This window comes from Streptomyces sp. NPDC085900 (assembly GCF_044540925.1).
Classification (GTDB): Bacteria; Actinomycetota; Actinomycetes; order Streptomycetales; family Streptomycetaceae; genus Streptomyces; species Streptomyces gilvifuscus.
In genome coordinates, this window is the sequence record NZ_JBITSP010000002.1 from 726,120 (window position 1) to 744,653 (window position 18,534).

18 protein-coding genes are annotated in these 18,534 nt (G+C 75.1%); 14 read left to right on the forward strand and 4 right to left on the reverse strand.

Annotation, left to right across the window (positions count from 1 at the left end):
* Nucleotides 1-241: 241 nt before the first annotated feature.
* Both ACIGDI_RS08065 and ACIGDI_RS08070 read left to right on the forward strand, forming a co-directional pair.
* Entirely contained in the window at nt 242-1,678 is a 1,437-nt protein-coding gene (locus ACIGDI_RS08065; protein ID WP_399892215.1) for an MBL fold metallo-hydrolase RNA specificity domain-containing protein, read from the forward strand.
* Nucleotides 1,679-2,073: 395 nt separating this feature from the next.
* Nucleotides 2,074-2,280, forward strand: coding sequence for a hypothetical protein (locus ACIGDI_RS08070; protein WP_399892218.1), 207 nt, complete (start codon nt 2,074-2,076; stop codon nt 2,278-2,280).
* 217 nt (nt 2,281-2,497) lie between these two features.
* On the opposite strand, the gene ACIGDI_RS08075 is transcribed toward ACIGDI_RS08070, so the two are convergent.
* Both ACIGDI_RS08075 and ACIGDI_RS08080 read right to left on the reverse strand, forming a co-directional pair.
* Entirely contained in the window at nt 2,498-3,004 is a 507-nt protein-coding gene (locus ACIGDI_RS08075) for a universal stress protein (protein ID WP_399892221.1), read from the reverse strand.
* Nucleotides 3,005-3,137: 133 nt separating this feature from the next.
* Nucleotides 3,138-3,371 carry a hypothetical protein gene (locus ACIGDI_RS08080; RefSeq protein WP_399892224.1) on the reverse strand — a complete coding sequence of 78 codons (234 nt, stop codon included), beginning with the start codon at nt 3,369-3,371 and terminating at the stop codon, nt 3,138-3,140.
* Between the two features lie 353 nt (nt 3,372-3,724).
* Between ACIGDI_RS08080 and ACIGDI_RS08085 the strand changes: the two genes are divergently transcribed.
* The 3 genes from ACIGDI_RS08085 (at nt 3,725) to ACIGDI_RS08095 (ending at nt 8,171) form a co-directional block, all read left to right on the forward strand.
* Nucleotides 3,725-4,600: a universal stress protein gene (locus ACIGDI_RS08085; RefSeq protein ID WP_399892227.1), complete on the forward strand. Its 876-nt coding sequence runs from the start codon at nt 3,725-3,727 to the stop codon at nt 4,598-4,600.
* Between the two features lie 41 nt (nt 4,601-4,641).
* The gene (locus ACIGDI_RS08090) at nt 4,642-7,008 is read left to right on the forward strand and encodes a glycoside hydrolase family 65 protein (protein WP_399892230.1); all 2,367 of its coding nucleotides are present in this window, start codon (nt 4,642-4,644) and stop codon (nt 7,006-7,008) included.
* A 122-nt stretch (nt 7,009-7,130) separates the two neighbouring features.
* On the forward strand, nt 7,131-8,171 hold the full coding sequence (locus ACIGDI_RS08095) for an Acg family FMN-binding oxidoreductase (RefSeq protein ID WP_399892233.1): 1,041 nt from the start codon (nt 7,131-7,133) through the stop codon (nt 8,169-8,171).
* A gap of 48 nt (nt 8,172-8,219) precedes the next feature.
* On the opposite strand, the gene ACIGDI_RS08100 is transcribed toward ACIGDI_RS08095, so the two are convergent.
* A complete protein-coding gene (locus ACIGDI_RS08100; protein ID WP_399892237.1) occupies nt 8,220-9,083 on the reverse strand; it encodes a universal stress protein in 864 nt (287 codons plus the stop codon).
* Nucleotides 9,084-9,375: 292 nt separating this feature from the next.
* On the opposite strand from ACIGDI_RS08100, the gene ACIGDI_RS08105 reads away from it, so the two are divergent.
* The gene (locus ACIGDI_RS08105) at nt 9,376-10,257 is read left to right on the forward strand and encodes a universal stress protein (protein WP_399892241.1); all 882 of its coding nucleotides are present in this window, start codon (nt 9,376-9,378) and stop codon (nt 10,255-10,257) included.
* A gap of 37 nt (nt 10,258-10,294) precedes the next feature.
* Here the strand turns inward: ACIGDI_RS08105 and ACIGDI_RS08110 are convergent, their stop codons facing one another.
* The gene (locus tag ACIGDI_RS08110) at nt 10,295-11,155 is read right to left on the reverse strand and encodes a CBS domain-containing protein (RefSeq protein WP_399892244.1); all 861 of its coding nucleotides are present in this window, start codon (nt 11,153-11,155) and stop codon (nt 10,295-10,297) included.
* A 184-nt stretch (nt 11,156-11,339) separates the two neighbouring features.
* Here ACIGDI_RS08110 and ACIGDI_RS08115 point away from each other — a divergent pair, with 184 nt between their 5' ends.
* The 8 genes from ACIGDI_RS08115 (at nt 11,340) to ACIGDI_RS08150 (ending at nt 18,531) form a co-directional block, all read left to right on the forward strand.
* Nucleotides 11,340-11,792: a hypothetical protein gene (locus tag ACIGDI_RS08115; RefSeq protein WP_399892247.1), complete on the forward strand. Its 453-nt coding sequence runs from the start codon at nt 11,340-11,342 to the stop codon at nt 11,790-11,792.
* A 9-nt stretch (nt 11,793-11,801) separates the two neighbouring features.
* Nucleotides 11,802-12,728, forward strand: coding sequence for a hypothetical protein (locus ACIGDI_RS08120; protein ID WP_399892250.1), 927 nt, complete (start codon nt 11,802-11,804; stop codon nt 12,726-12,728).
* The gene (locus tag ACIGDI_RS08125) at nt 12,712-14,151 is read left to right on the forward strand and encodes a V-type ATPase 116kDa subunit family protein (protein WP_399892253.1); all 1,440 of its coding nucleotides are present in this window, start codon (nt 12,712-12,714) and stop codon (nt 14,149-14,151) included. The genes ACIGDI_RS08120 and ACIGDI_RS08125 overlap by 17 nt, the downstream gene beginning before the upstream one ends.
* The gene (locus ACIGDI_RS08130; RefSeq protein WP_200700006.1) at nt 14,148-14,570 is read left to right on the forward strand and encodes an ATP synthase subunit C; all 423 of its coding nucleotides are present in this window, start codon (nt 14,148-14,150) and stop codon (nt 14,568-14,570) included. The genes ACIGDI_RS08125 and ACIGDI_RS08130 overlap by 4 nt, the downstream gene beginning before the upstream one ends.
* A 2-nt stretch (nt 14,571-14,572) precedes the next feature.
* Nucleotides 14,573-14,794: a hypothetical protein gene (locus tag ACIGDI_RS08135; RefSeq protein ID WP_399892257.1), complete on the forward strand. Its 222-nt coding sequence runs from the start codon at nt 14,573-14,575 to the stop codon at nt 14,792-14,794.
* Nucleotides 14,795-14,924: 130 nt separating this feature from the next.
* On the forward strand, nt 14,925-15,407 hold the full coding sequence (locus ACIGDI_RS08140) for a V-type ATP synthase subunit E family protein (RefSeq protein WP_399892260.1): 483 nt from the start codon (nt 14,925-14,927) through the stop codon (nt 15,405-15,407).
* Nucleotides 15,404-17,140 carry a V-type ATP synthase subunit A gene (locus ACIGDI_RS08145; RefSeq protein WP_399892263.1) on the forward strand — a complete coding sequence of 579 codons (1,737 nt, stop codon included), beginning with the start codon at nt 15,404-15,406 and terminating at the stop codon, nt 17,138-17,140. The genes ACIGDI_RS08140 and ACIGDI_RS08145 overlap by 4 nt, the downstream gene beginning before the upstream one ends.
* Nucleotides 17,137-18,531, forward strand: coding sequence for a V-type ATP synthase subunit B (locus tag ACIGDI_RS08150; RefSeq protein WP_399892266.1), 1,395 nt, complete (start codon nt 17,137-17,139; stop codon nt 18,529-18,531). Before ACIGDI_RS08145 ends, ACIGDI_RS08150 begins: the two co-directional genes overlap by 4 nt.
* Nucleotides 18,532-18,534 lie beyond the last annotated feature (3 nt).

The window sequence follows — 18,534 nt, forward strand, 5'->3', positions numbered from 1 at the left end:
AACCCGCTGCCGTCGTCGCGTCCGTCCGGCCGGACGGCGGCATCCGCCGCCGAGGCCGGCGTGCGGGCACGACGGAGCGGGAAGGACCCATCCGCTTCTCGCGGATCCTGATTGCGCGGTGCGCGGCTCGGGTCCGCTGCTCCGCGTCTTCGCCAGGTCCTTCCCGTCACATCCAGCACACCACGCCCGCCGGGCGGGCGCCAGGGCCGATGGGCCCTCATCCGCGAAGGAGACCGTGGTCATGACCACTCCGCCCGTACGCACCGACGACCGGCCACAGACGGGGAGCCGGCCCGCACTGCTGACCTTCCTCGGGGGAGTGGGGACGGTCACCGGCAGCAAGTTCCTGGTGGAGAGCGACCACGCCCGCGTGCTCGTCGACTGCGGCCTGTTCCAGGGCATCGCCGACCTGCGCAGGCGCAACTGGCGCGAACTGCCCTGCGACGGCGCCGACATCGAGGCCGTCGTGGTCACCCACGCCCACCTCGACCACTGCGGATACCTGCCCCGCCTGGTGCGCCACGGCTTCCGCGGCCGTGTGGTGACCACGGAGTTCACCGCCCGGCTGATGGAGATCGTGCTGCGCGACAGCGCCAAACTGCAACTGGAGACGGCCCAGCACGCCAACGAGCACGGCTGGTCCAAGCACCGGGTGGCGCAGCCTCTTTACGACGACTCCGACGTCGACCGCACCATGAAGCTCGTGGAGGCCGTCCCCTACCAGGCGCCGGTCGACATCGCCGCGGACACCCGGCTCACCCTGCACCCAGCCGGGCACATCCTGGGCTCGGCCTGGGCCCGCCTCACCCTGGAGGACGGCCGCACCCTCGCCGTCAGCGGCGACATGGGCCGCCCCGGCCACCCGTTGCTGAGCCCGGCCGAACCCTTCTCCGGAGCGGACGTGCTGCTGATGGAGTCGACCTACGGCAACCGGCGCCACGATGAGCGGGAGGCCCGGACCAACTTCGCCGACGTGCTCACCCGCACCCTGGCCCGCGGCGGCACCGTCGTCATCCCGGCCTTCGCCCTCGACCGCACCGAGGTCGTCCTGCACGAGCTGGCCGAACTGCGCCGGGAGGGCCGCCTCCCTGCCGCCGTACCGGTGTACGTCGACAGCCCGATGGCCCTGGCCGCCCTGGACGTCTACCGGGACGCCCTGCTCACCCGCGCCCCCGACCTGCGGCCGGACGTCACCGCCACCGGCACGGCGGTGCTCAGCCCCGAACCGTTCCGGGCCGTGCGCTCTCTCCAGGAGTCCCTCGAACTCGGCCGCGCCGGCGGGCCGGCCGTCATCGTCTCGGCGTCCGGCATGGCCACCGGCGGACGTGTCCTGCACCATCTGCGGCGGCTGCTGCCCGATCCGCGCAACGCCGTCGTGGTGGTCGGTTTCGCCGCCCAGGGCACCCGGGCCCGCGACCTCGTCGACGGCGCCACGGCGATCAAGATGTTCGGCGAGTACGTCCCCGTACGGGCCCAGATCGCCGACGTGCCGCACTTCTCGGCGCACGCCGACGCGGCGCAGATCGTCGACTGGCTGCGCGGCGCTCCCGCCCCGCACGTCACCTACCTGGTGCACGGGGAGCAGGAGGCTGCCGAGGCCCTGCGCGAGCGCATCGACCACACCCTGGGCTGGACCGCAGTGGTCCCGCGTTCCGGGGAGCGGGTGCTGGTGCGCTGAGGACCGCCCCTCAGTAGGGCATCGGCCGCCCGGAGGGCGTGCGCAGATCCTGCGGCTGCGGCCGGCTCGGCGATCCGGGGCGCCTGGTCTGCTGAATCCGCCTCATGACCGTCGCCTCCCGGGTCGTCGTCCGCGGTCCGGAGTCCCCGGCGCCGCGTTTCACCCCACCCTCGTCCGCCGCGCACCACCCGCCCATGAGGCGACCTTCCCCACGCCGTGGGCCACCCCGCACCCCGGGCCGGGGGCCGACCGGCTCATGCGGCACCGGCGGGACGGGTCCGGCGCAAGGGCCGCTCCAGGCCTCTCTTCGGGACGTAGGACTCATGTGCCGGGCGGCGCAGGGGAGTTGGCTGCAAGGGAAGGAACCCAACGCCTACCCGAGAGGAGGGAGGACAGTGGGTACGACCCTGACACCGGAATTCTGGGAGCGGTTCGCCGTGCTGCTGGTCGCCGCGATGGCCGTGACCTTCGTCCTCGCCGCACTGTTCGACACGCTCTTCGTGCGGCTGACGAACCGCCGCGGACACCGGCCGCCGGCGCCGCCGGCCGAGGCCGCGTACCGGCCGACGCCCCGGCACCACCGTACGCCCGTCCGCGGTTGAGCGGCGACGCGGCGTCAGCCGCCGTACGCCCTCGCGATGCGCCGCCGTGGATCCGCGCCGTTTCCACACCGCGGCGGCCCGCCCGGCCGTGAACGACGGCACCGCGAAGGACGGCACCCGCAGAGCGTGCGTACACGAACGGAACCCACAGATCCTGCGTACACGAACGCGACCGCGGTCCCCGAGGGACTGCGCGGCCGCGATCACCTGTGCGGCCTCAGGCGGCGCCGCTGTGCGAGAGCGCCCCTCCGACGCTCCGCAGGGGAGCCGTGGCCCGCTCGGGCACGGGCACCGTCACCACCGGCACCGGGGCGTGCCGCAGACACTCACGGCCCACCGCGCCCAGCGCCGGCATGTCCCACCGCCCGTGATCGCCGCGACCCAGCGCCAGCAGCGCGGCGCCACGCGCCTGCCGCAGCAGCACCCGCGCGGGCGGCCCCTCGACCAGGACCGCGTGCACGCCGGTTCCGATCCGGGCCCCGAACGCCTCGCGCACGGTAGAGGCGAGCAGCCCGGCAGCCGCCTCGCGCTGCTCGGCCCGCGTCGGCCGGCCGGACGCCGGAGCGTAGGGGGCCAGGCCGACGGCCGGTTCCCACGCGTGCACGGCGAGGACCCCGGTGCCCAGCGCCCGCGCCTGCTCCCCGGCCCAGCGCAGCGCGGCCACCGACGCCTCGGAGCCGTCCACACCGACCACGACGGGACGGCCGGCGGTGTTCTCGGTCATGGCTGCCTCCCGAGCTGCCTCCCGATGTGACTTTGCGTTCACGGTGCCCCGGCCCGGAAGGCCGAGGCGTGGGCCGGGCGGCCGTGCACAGGTGCCGAACGGTCCCTTACGGACCGGGCCGGCCGCGCCGGATTCACATGTGGTGGTGACGCCTGTCGTCACGCTCGCCCGTGCCCATGTAGTGGCGTTCCTCGATGACCGTCCCGCTCTCGCCGGGACGCTTCACCATGCCCCGCGTGGACAGGAACATGATCAGACCGAGAATGCCGACGGCCATCAGGGCGAGCCCGACCACGGCCTGGCTGTAACCGAACACCATGCAGGTGCCCACGACGGCCGCGGCCACCAGCAGGAGCGGAAGATACATGGCTGCCCTCCTTCGGTCCTCCGCACACGGGCGGAGACCGGTACCGACGAGCCTGACCGGGACGGCCGGCGGCCTCTCCCCTGCGGCTCATCTCCAGCGTCTCCACCGGCGCGGCCGCATTCCAAGGGCTGAACGGGCAGGCGGCAGGTCCGAATGGCCCCTCACCTGCGGGAATCCTTGGACGCAGAGGCGCTCACCAGCCCCGCGGGCCTTCTGCCGTGCCGCCACCGGGGGCCGAACGTCCCGGTCCGGGGCCGAACCACCCATCGCGCGGGGCGCGTCCGGGTGCCACGGTGAACTCGGAGACCTGCGCTGCCGGGGGCTCCGCGGCCCGACGAAAGGTGGTGGGAACGATGGAGCTGCCCCTGGTCGTGGGTGTCGACGGTTCGGAGTCCAGCCTGGCGGCGGTCGACTGGGCGGCGGACGAGGCGGCCCGGCATCACCGGCCGCTGCGCCTGGTGTACGCCTCCCTGTGGGAGCGCTACGAGGGCGCCGTGCCGTCCGGCGGCCTCACCCGCTCGTCGGGGCAGGTGATGGCGGAGATTATCGTCGGAGCCGCCGTGGAGCGGGCCCGCCGCGCCGCACCCGAGGTGCCGGTGTCCGGCGAGGCGGTGCCCGAGGACGCCGCGGACGCGCTTCTGCGCGAGGGCCACAACGCCTTCGCCCTCATCACGGGCTGCCGTGGCCGCAGCGAACTGGCGGGACTGCTGCTCGGGTCGGTCGGCCTGACCGTGGCCGCCCGCGCCCACTGCCCCGTCATCGTCGTCCGCGGCGACAAGGCGGGCCTGGGGGGCACCCATGAGCGGATCCTGCTCGGCGCGGGCGAACCCGCCACCAGCGGGGAGGCCGCGCGGTTCGCCGTCCGGGAGGCCGAGGCACGCGGCTGCGGCCTGGACGCCGTACGCGCCTGGCGCTGCCCGGAACGCGAGAGCGCGGCGGAGTTCGGCGCGGGCACGGACCAGGCCCGCTATCACGAACAGCGGGCGTCGGCCCTGCTGGACGCCGTCCTGCACGACGCCGCCGCCGACCACCCGGCCGTCCGGGTACGCCGGTTCACGGTGGAGGGCCCGGCCCGGCAGGTGCTGCTGAACCGGTCGGCCGCCGCCGACCTCGTCGTCATCGGGGCGCGGCGCCGCCACGGGCACTTCGGGCTCCAGCTCGGCCGGGTGGGACACGCGCTGCTGCACCACGCGGAGTGCCCGGTGGCCGTCGTACCGCAGCAGATGTGACCGGCCACGGTGCCGACGGGGACGACGGGAGGACCGGCGACGTGACGGACCAGGTCTGGGAGTACGAGGGGTACGCCCCCGAGGACGAGCGGCTGCGCGAGTCCCTGTGCGCGCTGGGCAACGGCTACTTCGCCACCCGCGGCGCACTGCCCGAGTGCGCCGCGGACGAGGTGCACTACCCGGGCACCTACGTCGCCGGCTGCTACAACCGGCTCACCTCCGAAGTGGCCGGCCGCGGCGTCGAGAACGAGGACATGGTCAACCTGCCGAACTGGCTGCCCCTGCGCTTCCGCCTGCCCGGCGGCCCGTGGCTCACCCCGGACACGGCGACCGTGCTCGACCACCGCCAGACGCTGCACCTGACGTCGGGAATGCTGGAACGCCGCACCCGGTACGGACTCGGCGAGGGCCGGGCACTCGTGGTGCGCCAGGAACGGCTGGTGCACATGGGCGACCCCCATGTGGCCGCGCTGCGCACCGAGTTCACCGCCGAGGGCTTCGACGGCACGCTCGAGGTGGAGGCCGCTCTCGACGGCACCGTCACCAACGCCGGCGTGCCGCGCTACCGCGACCTCGACGGCCGCCACCTCACCCATGTGCACACCGGCGCCGCCGACGGCACCGTGTGGCTGCGCTGCCGCACCCGCACCTCGGACATCCGCGTCGGCATGGCCGCCCGGCTCAGCGCCGACACCCCCGTCACCGTCCGGACCGACGGGCCCCGCCCCGCCCAGCACACCGTCCTGCGCCTGACCGACGGCCGCCCCGTCACCGTCGACAAGACGATCGCCCTGCACACCTCCCGCGACCCCGCGATCAGCGACCCGCTGTACGCCGCCGTCGACCGGGTCGGCCGGGTGCCCGGCTTCGACGTCCTGCTCGACGACCACATCACGGCGTGGGACCAGCTGTGGCGGCGGGCCGACCTCGAAGTACCCGGCGAACCGGGGCGCATCCTGCGGCTGCACCTCTTCCACGTCCTGCAGACCCTCTCCCCGCACACCGCCGACCTCGACGTCGGCGTGCCCGCCCGGGGACTGCACGGCGAGGCCTACCGCGGGCACGTCTTCTGGGACGAACTGTTCGTCCTGCCCTACCTCAACCTGCACTTCCCCGAGGTCTCCCGCGCCCTGCTGCGCTACCGCCACCGCCGCCTCGAACAGGCCTGCACCGCCGCCCGGGAGGTCGGCCGCAGGGGCGCGATGTACCCCTGGCAGAGCGGCAGCGACGGCCGTGAGGAGACCCAGCGGCTGCACCTCAACCCCAACTCCGGCCGCTGGCTGCCCGACCACTCCCGCCTCCAGCACCACGTCGGCTCCGCGATCGCCTACAACGTCTGGCAGTACTGCCAGGCCAGCGGCGACGCCGAGTTCCTGCAGACCAAGGGCGCCGAGATGCTGCTGCAGATCGCCCGGTTCTGGGGGGACGCGGCCGTCTACGACGAGGACCTGGGCCGGCACCGCATCAAGGGCGTCGTCGGCCCCGACGAGTACCACGACGCCTACCCCGGCGCCGAACTGCCCGGCCTCGACGACAACACCTACACCAACGTCACCGCCGCCTGGGTGCTCGCCCGCACCCTGGAGGTCCTGGACGACCTGCCCGAGTCGCGCCGCCGTGAACTCGTCGAGCGCACCGGCCTGGACGGCGGCGAACTCGAACAGTGGGAGGACGTCTCCCGCACCCTGCACGTGCCCCTGCACGCGGGCGTCATCAGCCAGTTCGAGGGCTACGGCGACCTCGAGGAACTCGACTGGGACGGCTACCGCAGGAAGTACGGCGACATCCGCCGGCTGGACCGGATCCTGGAGGCGGAGGGCGACACCGTCAACCGCTACCAGGCGTCCAAACAGGCCGACGTCCTCATGCTCGGCTACCTGTTCTCCCCGGCCGAACTCGCCGGCCTGTTCCGCCGGCTGGGGGTGGCCGTCGACGACGAGACCTGGTCGCGCACCGTCGACCACTACCTGACCCGCACCAGCCACGGCTCCACCCTCAGCGGCCTGGTGCACGGCTGGGTGCTGGCCCGGGCCCGGCGTGCCGAGGCCTGGAAGTTCTGCCAGGAGGCCCTGCAGGGCGACGTAGCCGACCTCCAGGGCGGCACCACCGGGGAGGGCATCCACCTCGGCGCCATGGCCGGCACCCTCGACTTCGTCCAGCGCGGGCTGACCGGCCTGGAGACCCGCGCCGGCGCCCTGTGGCTGGATCCGGTGCCGCTGCCGGAGCTGTCGTCGTACGGCTTCGTCCTGCGCTACCAGGGCCACTGGGACGTACGGCTGCGCCTGAGCCGCGGCCGGCTGGAGATCGCCGTACCCGAGTCCGAGGGGTCGCCGATCGAGGTGCGGCTGCCGGACCGGTCGGTGAGCCTGCGGCCCGGCGAGTCCGGCCACCTGCTGCTGGTCGGCTGACGGGCGGAAACGGCGGGGGGCCTGATGGGCCACCGCCGAGACCCGATGGCCCCTACCCCCGGCGGGCCGGCCGGGGCGAGGCTTTTCCAATAGAGCGGTCCGAGCGAGAGGAAGGGGCCGCCATGAACGGGAACCACGGCTCCGAGCCCGGAAGGACGCACCCCGGGCTCGCGCGACCACTGGACACCACGACGGTCACGGCCCTGGTGGCCGCGGCCACGGCCGCCCCGTCCCTGCACAACGCCCAGCCCTGGCGGTTCCGGCACGTCGCCGGCGGCCGCACGCTCGACCTGCGGGCCGACCTCGAGCGGACGATGCCGCGGTTCGACCCCGACCTGCGCGGCCTGCACCTGGGCTGCGGCGCCGCCCTGTTCAACCTGCGCGTCGCCGCGGCCGACGGTGGCCTGGACGCGGACGTCCGGCTGCTGCCCGATCCCACGGACCGGCAGCTGCTCGCCACCGTGCGCCTCACCGGCACCGACCGCCCCGACCGCGAACTGGCCCGGCTCTCCACGGTGATCAGCCGGCGCCACACCAGCCGTCACCCGTTCGAGGACCGGCTGGTCCCGGACGCCGTGCAGGAGGCGCTGCGGCACGCGGCCGAACAGGAGGGGACCCAGCTGGTGTTCCCGGACAGATGGCACATCGAGTCGCTGCTGGACGACGTCCGCGACGCCGAGGGACGCGACGACTTCGACGCCGCCTACATGGCGGAGATGCGCGCGTGGACCCGCGTCGGACCGCAGGAGACCGACGCCGCCGTGGACGGGGTCCCGGACTACGCCTTCGGGCCGAGCAAACGGCGAGGCCGCGCCCCGGTGCGGGACTTCGCGGGCCGCCGGCCCGTCCCCGGGCGCCCCGCGGCCGTCTTCGAGACCGTCCCGAACCTCGCCCTGCTCGGCACCACCCACGACCACCCCGCCGACTGGCTGCGCGCCGGCGGGGCGATGGAACGGATCCTGCTGCTGGCCACCCTCCACGGGCTGGCCACCTCCCTCACCTCGCACAGCCTCGAACGCCAGGACCTGCGCGAGCTGGCCCGCGACCCCGTCTCGGGCATGGGCTTCGTCCAGATGGTGCTGCGCCTCGGCTACGGACCCGCGGGGGTCGCGAGCCCGCGGCGGCCCGTGGATCAGGTCCTGGAGATCGTCTCGGGCGGGTGATCCACGAGAGTCATGGAGACCGTCCCGCCCGGGTGCCCGCGGCGGGTGTCAGTCGTGCGGCACCACCGCGACCGGGCAGGGCGCATGATGCAGCACGGCGTGTGCGACGGGCCCGAGCTTCCAGGTGAGATGGGAGGAGTGCCGACGGCGCCCTACGACGGTGAGCCGGCCGTGCGTGGCGGCGGACAGCAGCACCTGGGCCGCAGACCCCTCCGTCACCTCGTCGACGAGGTGAACGCCGGGGAACTTCTCGCGCCACGGCGCCAGCGAGGCCGCGAGCCGCGCGCGGTCCACCACGTCCCGCTCCTCTCGCCGGCGGGCCGCGACCGCGTACCCATGGGAAACGGCACGCACAGCGTGCACCCCGCAGCCGTGCGCCTCTGCTGTGGTGAAGGCGAACTCCAGCAGGGCATCGGCGCCCGGTCCCGGCTCGACGCCGACCACGACGTCATCCCGCTCGGCGCCCGGATGCCCCCGGACGATCCCGACGGCCGGATCGCCGGCCCGGACGATGACGGCGGGACACCGCGACAGGCCCAGGACGTGCAGGCTGTGGGAGCCGAGGAGGAAGCTCGCGGCCGAACCGTGTCCGCGGGAGCCGAGCACGAGCAGGGCGGCCCGCTCACTGTGTTCGAGCAGTGCCTGCGACGCGGAGGCCTCCACCAGCTCGGCCGTGAGGCTCAGATCGCCGTAGCGGTGCAGCAGTTCGGCCTCGGTCCGCCGCAGCACGCTCTGCCCGTACTGCTGCTTGCTCAAGGCCTCCTGCGGGACCGGCACGTTCAACGGCTGCGTGGTCCACGAGTGGACCAGGAGCACCGGCAGCCGCCTGGTCATGCCTTCCTCGGCGGCCCACCACGCGGCGGTCGTGCTGGCGGGGGAGCCGTCGATTCCGACGACGACGGGTCCGGTCATGGCGCACCTCCCGGCAGTGCGACGGCCGTGCCGCGGCACCGCGTTCAGGCCCCCCTCGGTCCCTTTCTTCCAGAGTCGTCCCGTGCTCGCGGGCGCGGGAGGGCCGGACGGTGCGCGGTTGGGACCGTCCGGCCCTGGGGGAGCACGCCCGGCCGGGGCAGGCTGGGAACCGAGCAGCGAGGCGTGTCCGCGGCCGCCCGCGCTGTCGGCCGTGGCACGTTCGCCGCCCGCAGTTCCCGCCGTCACCACCCGTGCCGAGACCGGGTGCGGCGGCCCCGGAGGGAGATGTGCGATGAGCGGCCCCGTCGTCGTGGGAGTGGACGGTTCGGCGTCGAGCCTGGCCGCCGTGGAGGCAGCGGCACGCGAGGCCGCCCGGCGGGGCGTCGGGCTGCGCCTGGTGCACGCGGTCGGATGGCCGCCGCTTCCGCTGCGGCGGGGCCGCTCCGCGTGGACCCCGGACGCGGCCGGCGTGCGCGAGCGCGTGGACGCCCTGCTCACCGAGGCCGAACAACGGGCCCGCAGGATCGCACCGCATGTGCGGACCGTCACCGACAGCGTCCTCGGCGAGCCGGTCATGGTCCTGGAGATCGTCTCCCGCCGTGCCTCGCTCCTCGTGGTCGGCAGCCGCGGGCTGAGCAGGCTCGGCAGCCTGCTCCTCGGCTCCACAGCCGCCCACCTCGCCGCCCATGCCCGCCGCCCGCTGCTGGTGGTGCGCGGCCGGCCGGACCCGTCCGGGCCCGTGCTCCTCGCCGTCGACGGCTCGCCCGCCGCCCGCCCGGCCGTCGAGTTCGCCTTCGCCGCGGCGCAGTCGCGCGGCGCCGGCCTGGTGGCGCAGCACGTGTGGAACACCGCCACCGAGCGGGTGTACGACGGCCCGGGCGACCCGCCCTTCATGGCGTACGACGAGGACCGGCTGCGCGACGAGGAGGAGCGGGTGCTGGCCGAGGCGTTGTCGGGGCTTCGCGAGAGGTACCCGGACGTCGCCGTCGAAGGGCGCCTGGTCCGGGGCCGGGTGAGCGGCACGCTCGTCGAGGCGAGCGCCGGGGCTCAGCTCGTGGTGACCGGCGCGCACGCCCACGGCGGGTTCACGGGCGTGCTGCTGGGCTCGGTCGGCCAGGCCCTGCTGCACCACGCGCAGTGCCCCGTCGCCGTGATCCGCTTCACGGGGGAGTGACCCGGCGACGGGGCGACGGGCGCCGGCCGGCGCGCGCTCAGCCGGGGACCAGGTGGTCCACCACGGCGACGACGTCCACGATCCGTTCCACCTCGGCGACCAGCTTGGGGATACGTCCGGCGTCCAGCGAACCGCTGAGCGTCACGGTCCCGTCGTGGACCTCGACGTCGACCTGCGCCGGGTCGATGCCCAACTCGTCCCGCACGACGCGGTGGAGGACCTCGGCGCGGATGGCCGCGTCGTCCCGCACCATCGCGTGCAGCAGCTCGCTGCGGCTGACGACGCCCACCAGGTGCCCCTTGTGATCGGTGACGAACAGCTGCCTGATCCGGGAGCGCGAGGCGATGCGCGCCGCCTCGACCACGGGGGTCCACGAGTGGACGGTGAGCGCGGGCGCCGACATCAGCATGCCCGCCGTCACCCCCGCGCCCGCGTCCCGCGGATGCCGGCGCAGCATCCGGGCGAACGCGCCGGGGTGGTCGCCGGCGGTGATGGACGCCGCCCGGGCGAGCAGGTCGGACTCCGCGATCACGCCGATCACCCGCTGGGTCTCGTCGACCACGGGCACCGCGCCGGTCTGCCGGCGTGCCAGCATCCGGGCGACGTCGAGGAACGGGGCGTCGCGGGAGACGCCCGCCACCGACCGCCGCATGACGTCACGCACCCGCAGCTCCGCTGTCTTGTGCGCCTTGTGGTGGACGTGGTGGACCTCGGCGGCGCGCGTGGCGGCGGCGACCGGTGTCTCCAGTGCGGCCGCCGAATGGGACGCCATCGCCTGCAGGTAGCGCACCATCATGTCCTGATGGAGGTCTTCCACCGGCGACGGCGCGAAGGTCGGCACGGCATGCCGGGCTTCCACCGACGCGGCGGCGTGTTCTCGTGCCTCTCGGTCGCTCATGGCTACCTCCCAGCGTGCGTGGAGACCACACCCCTCCTGCTCTTACCGTCTCGCCGACGCGGTGGGCGCTGACAGGGCCGACCGGTCCCTTCCCCGGGGCGAACCAGCCCTGGAAGACCTTCGTCCGCCTTCGTAGCGTGAGAGTGGGCCACGGCGGGCACCCGCGCCGGGTCCGGAGGTTCTCATGCCCGGGTTCCGAGAGTTCCGCATACGACTCCGGCCGGCCGGCTCGCCCGGTCCGGCCGCGCCGGGCGGTGTCCCCGGCGACCGGTCGGGCGAGCTCACGACCGAACTGCAGCCCCCGCTGACCCGGCTGGACGACACGGCGGCCGAGGCCGACCGCATCCGCGCCGAGGCGGCCCGCGAGGCCGACGAACGGCGCCTGGCCGCGCGGCGGCAGGCCGAGGAGACGGTGCGGCAGGCGCGGGCACGTGCCCTGGACGTCAGGAACGAGACCGCGGCCCGGATACGGCGGGAGGCTGCCGCCGAGGCCGAGCGGGCGGACGCCGTGTCGCGGCGTGAGACCGAGGCGCTGCGGGCACGGGCGCGCGCCCGCACCCCCGACCTCGCCGCCCGGGTCGTGGCGCGGGTCGCCGCCGGCCTGGGCCTGCCCGCCGAGCGAAGCGGACCGGAGTAGGAGGCCGAGATGGGCGCCGGCTGGGTCGCGGGGGTGACACGGGCCAGGTCCATGGCCGTCGGACGCCTCGGCCCCGACGGCGCACGCGAGCTGGCCGCCTCCGCAACCCTCACCGAGGCCCTGCGCGCCCTGGCGAACACCCGCTACCGCAAGGTCCGCGAGACGGAGGCCGAGGCCGCCGCGGCGGGCCGCGCGGTCTCGGCCGCCCTCCTGTGGCAGCTGCGCGTGCTCGCCGGATGGCAGCCCCGGGCGGGTGTCGCCGCCCTGCGCCGGCTCGCCGCCGGCTTCGAGATCGCCAACACCCGCGACCATCTGCGCGCCCTGGCCGGGGAGCCACGCCCGGCCCCGTACCGCTTGGGCGCGCTCGCCACCGCCTGGCCGCGACTGGCGCGGACGTCCGACGCGCGCGGGGTGCGGGCCGTGCTGACCGCCTCACCCTGGGGGGACCCCGGCGGCGAGTCCGCGGCGGCCGTGCTGACCGGGATGCGGCTGTCCGCCGCCGCCGGCGTCGTGGCCGACCTGCCGCAGGCGGCCCGCTGGGCGGCGGGGGACACCGCGCTGCTGCTGGCCCGCGAGTCCTACCTCCTGGACCGCCCGCCGACCGGACGGGCCGCCGGGTACGCCGAGCGCATCCTCGGCCGGTCCGCCGTGCAGGCCGTCTCCTACGACGACTTCCGCGCCCGTCTGCCCTCGGCGGCGCGCTGGGCGCTGAAGGACGCCGTGCGGCCCGCCGAACTCTGGCGGGCCGAGGGCCGCTGGTGGGCCGCCGTCGAAAGGGACGGCCTGGAGATGCTGCACAAGGCCGACTTCGGCGTGACCCCCGTCGTGGGCGCCGTCGCGGTGCTGTCCGCCGACGCCTGGCGGCTGCGCGCCGCCCTGCTGGCCGCCGCGCACGAGGGCCGGGCCCGGGAGGCGTTCGATGACCTCCTGGAGTGACTCCCCCGTCCGCGCGGCACCGGTCCGCATGCAGCGGGTGGCCGTCGTCGCCACCCGCGGCGCCCTGCGGGACGTCCTGGTGCGGGTCGCCGACGCCGGCTGCGTGGAACTGGACCACCCCGACGACGCGCCCCACGGCACGGGACCGGCCGCGCGGGCCCTGCAGGCGCTGCGCACCGAAGCCGCCCCGCCCCTGCTGTCACCCACCCCTCCCGACCTGCGGGAACTGCAGGCGGCGGGCCGTACCGACCTGCTGGCCGGCGAGGCCCAGCTCGAGGAGCACCGGGCGGCCGCGGTACGGCGCGGTCCGGCGGCCGCGCTGGCCGGCTGGTGCCCCGTGACGGACGTGCCCCGGCTCGGCGCCGACCTGGCCGACGCCGGCGGCGCCCTCGTACCCCTGCGGGCACCCCGCGGCATCGACCCGCCCACCCTGCTGACCGCGACCAGCCCCGTCCGGCGCTCCTTCGGCCCCCTGGTGCGCACCTACGGCACCGTCCCCTACGCCGACATCGACCCCACGCTCCCCGCCGGAATCGCCTACGTCGTCATGTTCGGGATGATGTTCGGCGACGCCGGCCACGGCGCCCTGCTCCTCCTCGGCGCCCTGCTGCTGCGGCTCGGCCGCCCCCGCCGGCTCGCCCCGCTGCGACCGCTGTGGCCGTTCGTCGCCGGAGCGGGGCTCACCAGCACCCTGGCCGGGTTCGCCTACGGCGAGTTCTTCGGCCCGACCGGCGTGCTGCCCGTGCTGTGGCTCGACCCGCTGGACGAGCCCCTGCGGCTCCTGGCGAGCGCCGTCGTGTTCGGTGCGTTCCTGCTCGCCCTGGCCTACGCGGCGGGCATCGTCAACCGCTGGCGGGAGAACGGGCCGGGCCGCGCGCTGTACGCGGCCTCCGGCATCGCCGGCGCCGCGGTGTTCCTCGGCCTCGCGCTCGCCGCCGGGGGAGTGCTGCTGCACACCCCCGCCCTCACCTGGACCGGAGCGGCGCTCGCAGTCACCGGACTCGTGCTGGTCGGCGTCGGGCTGAGCGCGGAGTCGGGGGGCGGCGCCTCCGGCCTCCTGCAGACGGGGGTCCAGCTCTTCGACGTCGTGGTCCGCATCGGTTCGAACACCGTCTCCTTCGCACGGCTCGCGGCCTTCGGACTGACCCACGCCGCGCTCGGCGGCATCGTCTGGCAGGCCACCACGGCTCTGGCCGGCCGCGGCCCCCTGGCCCTGGCCGCCGCGCTCCTCGTCTTCCTCCTGGGCAACGCCCTCGCCTTCGCGCTGGAGGCGCTGGTCGCCGGGATCCAGGCGCTGCGCCTGGAGTTCTACGAACTGTTCTCCCGGGTCTTCGACGCCGAGGGCCGGCCGTTCAAGCCCTGGCACGTGCCCACGGAGCCCTCCCACGCACCCGTACGACACGAAACGGAGGTGACCACATGATCGCCTGGCTGATCGCGCTCCCCGTTCTCGTCGGGGCCTTCGCCGTCACCCGCCGACTCCTGCGCCACCGCGGCCGAGGGGCCCTGCGGGCAATCCTCGCGGTGGATGCGGCCCTGTTCGCCGGGGCGCTGGCGCTGCTGATCGTCGCCCTGAGCGGCGGTGCGGCGCAGGCCCAGCCGGCCACCGCCGCCGCGCAGAGCTCCGGCTCGGCCTCCGCGGCGTTCATCGGCGCCGCCATCGCGGTCGCCGGCGCCTCGATCGGCGCGGCGATCGCCGTCGCCTACACCGGCGCCGCCGCGCTGGCGGCGATGAGCGAACGCCCCGAACTCTTCGGCCGGGCCATGGTCATCGTCGGCCTCGCCGAGGGCATCGCCATCTACGGCCTGGTCGTCGCCGTCATCCTGCTCGGGAAGACCTGACCATGGGACACATCGCGGCGATCGGGGAACCCCTGAGCATCCTCGGACTGGCGTCCGCGGGCGTCCTGTTGAGCCCCGCCGAGAGCGCGGACGACGCACGCGCCGCCTGGCGGAACCTGCCGCCGGACGTGGACCTGGTCATCCTCACACCGACGGCCGCCCACGCCCTCGCCCCCGAGGCCGTCGACGGGCAGGAGCCGCTCGTGGCGGTGATGCCGCCATGAGGACCCTGTCTCCGGTGCGTGCGCGGTTGCCGCGTGCCGCTGATGCCCTCGGTGTTCAGACGCCGTTCGTGGTGGTGGTGCCGGTATGAGGAACCCGCCTCCTGCTTCGGCCGACGTCGCACTTGAACCGGTGCGTGCGCAGTTGCTGCGGGCCGCGCGCGCCGAGGCCGATGCACTGTCGGCCGCGGCCGATGCCGAGGTCCGGGCCGTGCTGGCCGAGGCCGACGGGCGGGCCGCCGCGATTCTGGACGAGGCCCGCGGCATGGGCGAGGCCGACGCGGCGGCGGCCCGCGACGCCGCCCGGGCCCGGGCCCGCCGGACCGCCCGCGCCCGCGAACTCGCCGCCCGCCGGGAGTGCTGGGAGGAACTGCGCCGACGGGTGGTGGCCGGCGTCGAGGACCTGCGGCACGCGGACTCCTACCCGGCTCTGCGCGCCCGGCTGGCCGCCCACGTACGCGCCGCGCTGGGCCCGGACGCCGAGATCACCGAGGCCCCGCGCGGGGGAGTGACCGGACGGACGGCGGACCGCAGGCTCGACTGCGGCCTGACCGCGCTCGCCCTGCGGGCGCTGGAGCGCATCGACGGGGAGGCGGAGGAGCTGTGGGCACCATGACGGACGTGTCGTCGGCGGACGGCCGCATCCTGCGCGTCGCCGGACCACTCGTGGAGGCCGAGTACGTCACCGGCACCGCGATGAACGACCTGGTCGCGCTGGGCGAGGCGGAACTGCCCGGTGAGGTCGTCGCCATCCGGGACCGGGTCGTCACCGTCCAGGCGTACGAGTACACGGGCGGCCTGGCCCCCGGCGCGCGGGCCCGCCCGCTCGGCCGGCCCCTGTCCGCGCCGCTCGGCCCCGGCCTGCTGGGCGGGGTCTTCGACGGCCTGCTGCGCCCCCTCGCCACGGCCGGCGCCTGGCTGGAACCCGGCGCCGCCGGCCGCGGGAGCGGGCCGGCACGCCAGTGGGAGTTCGTGCCACGGGCCTCGGCGGGCGACCTCGTCGCGCAGGGCGACGTACTCGGGGAGATCCACGGCCCCGGACCCGTGCCGCTCAAGGTGCTGGTGCCGCCCGGCCGGTCCGGCGCCGTGGACCACGTCGCGGGCGCCGGCCGCCACAGCGCCGACGCCGTCGTCGCATCCGTCGCCGGCACCCCCGTACGCATTACCACCCCCTGGCCCGTCCGCACCCCCCGTCCCGTCCGCGAACGTCTCGACTCGCCCCGCGCCCTGGGCACCGGGCAGCGCGCCATCGACCTGCTCTTCCCGGTGGCCCTCGGCGGCACCGTCGCCGTCCCCGGCGGCTTCGGCACCGGCAAGACCGTGCTGCTGCAGCAGATCGCCAAGTGGTGCGACGCCGACGTCATCGTCTACGTCGGCTGCGGGGAGCGCGGCAACGAGATGGCCGACGTCATCGACGAGTTCGGCGCGCTCACCGACCCGCGCACCGGCGGCCGGCTCGCCGACCGGACCGTGATCGTCGCCAACACGTCCAACATGCCGATGATGGCCCGCGAGGCCAGCATCCACACGGGTGTGACGGTCGCCGAGTACTTCCGGGACATGGGCCTGGACGTGGTCGTCATCGCCGACTCCACCTCGCGCTGGGCCGAGGCGCTGCGCGAGTTCGCCTCCCGTACCGGGGCCCTGCCCGCCGAGGAGGGCTACCCGGCCGGCCTCGCCTCGGCGATCGCCGCCTTCTACGAACGGGCCGGCGCGGTCACCACCCTCGGCGGCCGCAGCGGCTCGGTGACGGTCATCGGCGCGGTGTCCCCGCCCGGCGGCGACATGGCCGAACCGGTCACCTCGCACACCCAGCGCTTCGTGCGCTGTCTGTGGACCCTGGACCGCGAACTCGCCTACGCCCGCCACTACCCGGCCGTCTCCTGGGCGGAGTCCTTCTCCCGCGACGCCGAGGCCCTCGGCGCCCGCCGCGCCGCGACCGACGACCCGGACTGGCCGGCCCGGCGCGCCCGGGTCGCCGGTCTGCTCGCGGAGGCCGACCGGCTCGCCGACCTCGTCGACCTCGTCGGCATCACCGCGCTGCCCGCGCAGGAGCGCGTCAGTGTCCTGGGCGGCCGGCTCGTACGCGAAGGGGTCCTCCAGCAGAGCGCCCTGTCGCGGCGGGACGCCTACAGCGGAGCGGAGAAGACGGCCGCGCTGGCCGAGGCGGTCCTCGGCGTGGTCGACCGCTGCCGCGAACTGGCCGACGCCGGAGTGCCCGCGGCACACATCGAGGACGCCGACTTCACACCCGTACTGCGCGCCCGCGAGGAAGCGGGGCCGCACGACGCGGACACCGTACGGGCACTCGGCCGGAGCATGCTCGACCGACTGGGGGAGCTGACATGACGGACACGCCGGACTGGGGCCTCGTCGAGTACACCTCCATCCGTGAACTGCGCGGCCCCCTCGTCGTCGTCGACAAGGTCGAGGGCGTCGGCTGGGACGAGTTCGTGCTGTTCACCCTCGACTCCGGCGAGCAGCGGCACGGACTCGTCCTCGACGTCGACCGCGGCACCGCCGTCGTACAGGTGCTGGAGGACACCGCAGAGATCGACCCGCTGCGCATCCGGGCCGCCTTCACCGGCACGCCGCTGCGGATCCCGGTGGGCCCCGGCTGGCTGGGCCGGGTCTGCAACGGCCGGGGCGAACCCCTCGACGGAGGGCCACCCGTCTTCGGCTCCACCACCTCGGCGGTCGGCGGCAACCCCGTCAACCCCGTGCGCCGCGAGCCGCCGGCCGAACCGGTGCTCACCGGTATCAGCGCGGTGGACGCCCTGACCACCCTCGTACGCGGTCAGAAGCTGCCGGTGTTCTCCGCGGCGGGCCTGCCGCACCTGGAGCTGGCCGCCCAGATCGCGGCCCAGTCGACGGCCGGGGGAGAGCCGTTCAGCGTCGTGTTCGCCGCCATGGGGGTCACCCACGCGGACGCCGGGTTCGTGTGCGACGCGCTGGAGGAGCGCTCCGCGGCGGGCGAGCTGGTGCTGCTGCTCAACACCGCCGCCGACCCGGTGATCGAACGCATCCTCACCCCGCGCATCGCGCTGACCGTCGCCGAGCACCTGGCGTTCACCGGCGGCCGGCACGTGCTGGTGGTGATGACCGACATGACCAGCTACGCCGAGGCGCTGCGCGAGGTCTCCGCGGCCCGCGGCGAGATCCCGGCCCGCCGCGCCTACCCCGGCTACCTCTACAGCGACCTGGCGTCCCTGTACGAGCGCTGCGGACGCATCCGCGGGCTGCCGGGATCGGTGACCGTGCTGCCGCTGCTCACCATGCCGGCCGGTGACATCACGCACCCCGTCCCGGACCTCACCGGGTACATCACCGAAGGACAGGTCGTCCTCTCCCGCGAGATGCACGCCAAGGGCGTCTACCCGCCCGTCGACGCCCTGTCCTCGCTGTCCCGGCTCATGCGCAAGGGCGCCGGCCCCGGCCGCACCCGCGACGACCACCTCGACGTCGCCGCCCAGCTGCTCGCCGCACTGGCCCGGGCCCGCCAGGTCCGGGAACTGGCCGACCTGATCGGGCAGGCGGCGCTCAGCCCCACCGACCGCCGCTACCTGGCCTTCGACGAGGCGTTCGCGCACGACTTCGTCGACCAGCGCCGCGACGAACGGCGCACGCTGGAGCAGACGCTGGAGCGCGCCTGGCAGGTGCTGCTCACCCTGCCGCGCAGCCAACTGTCCATGCTGCCCGCCGAGTTCCTCGACGCCCACGCGGCACCGGAAGGCGGGTGAGCC

Excerpts from the sequence above, each read along its gene's own strand:
- ACIGDI_RS08145 (WP_399892263.1), top strand. The coding sequence starts at position 15,404 with ATGACGGACGTGTCGTCGGCGGACGGCCGCATCCTGCGCGTCGCCGGA.
- ACIGDI_RS08085 (WP_399892227.1), top strand. The coding sequence starts at position 3,725 with ATGGAGCTGCCCCTGGTCGTGGGTGTCGACGGTTCGGAGTCCAGCCTG.
- ACIGDI_RS08115 (WP_399892247.1), top strand. The coding sequence starts at position 11,340 with ATGCCCGGGTTCCGAGAGTTCCGCATACGACTCCGGCCGGCCGGCTCG.
- ACIGDI_RS08100 (WP_399892237.1), bottom strand. The coding sequence starts at position 9,083 with ATGACCGGACCCGTCGTCGTCGGAATCGACGGCTCCCCCGCCAGCACG.
- ACIGDI_RS08110 (WP_399892244.1), bottom strand. The coding sequence starts at position 11,155 with ATGAGCGACCGAGAGGCACGAGAACACGCCGCCGCGTCGGTGGAAGCC.
- ACIGDI_RS08105 (WP_399892241.1), top strand. The coding sequence starts at position 9,376 with ATGAGCGGCCCCGTCGTCGTGGGAGTGGACGGTTCGGCGTCGAGCCTG.
- ACIGDI_RS08125 (WP_399892253.1), top strand. The coding sequence starts at position 12,712 with ATGACCTCCTGGAGTGACTCCCCCGTCCGCGCGGCACCGGTCCGCATG.
- ACIGDI_RS08080 (WP_399892224.1), bottom strand. The coding sequence starts at position 3,371 with ATGTATCTTCCGCTCCTGCTGGTGGCCGCGGCCGTCGTGGGCACCTGC.
- ACIGDI_RS08135 (WP_399892257.1), top strand. The coding sequence starts at position 14,573 with ATGGGACACATCGCGGCGATCGGGGAACCCCTGAGCATCCTCGGACTG.
- ACIGDI_RS08120 (WP_399892250.1), top strand. The coding sequence starts at position 11,802 with ATGGGCGCCGGCTGGGTCGCGGGGGTGACACGGGCCAGGTCCATGGCC.
- ACIGDI_RS08150 (WP_399892266.1), top strand. The coding sequence starts at position 17,137 with ATGACGGACACGCCGGACTGGGGCCTCGTCGAGTACACCTCCATCCGT.
- ACIGDI_RS08065 (WP_399892215.1), top strand. The coding sequence starts at position 242 with ATGACCACTCCGCCCGTACGCACCGACGACCGGCCACAGACGGGGAGC.
- ACIGDI_RS08130 (WP_200700006.1), top strand. The coding sequence starts at position 14,148 with ATGATCGCCTGGCTGATCGCGCTCCCCGTTCTCGTCGGGGCCTTCGCC.
- ACIGDI_RS08075 (WP_399892221.1), bottom strand. The coding sequence starts at position 3,004 with ATGACCGAGAACACCGCCGGCCGTCCCGTCGTGGTCGGTGTGGACGGC.
- ACIGDI_RS08095 (WP_399892233.1), top strand. The coding sequence starts at position 7,131 with ATGAACGGGAACCACGGCTCCGAGCCCGGAAGGACGCACCCCGGGCTC.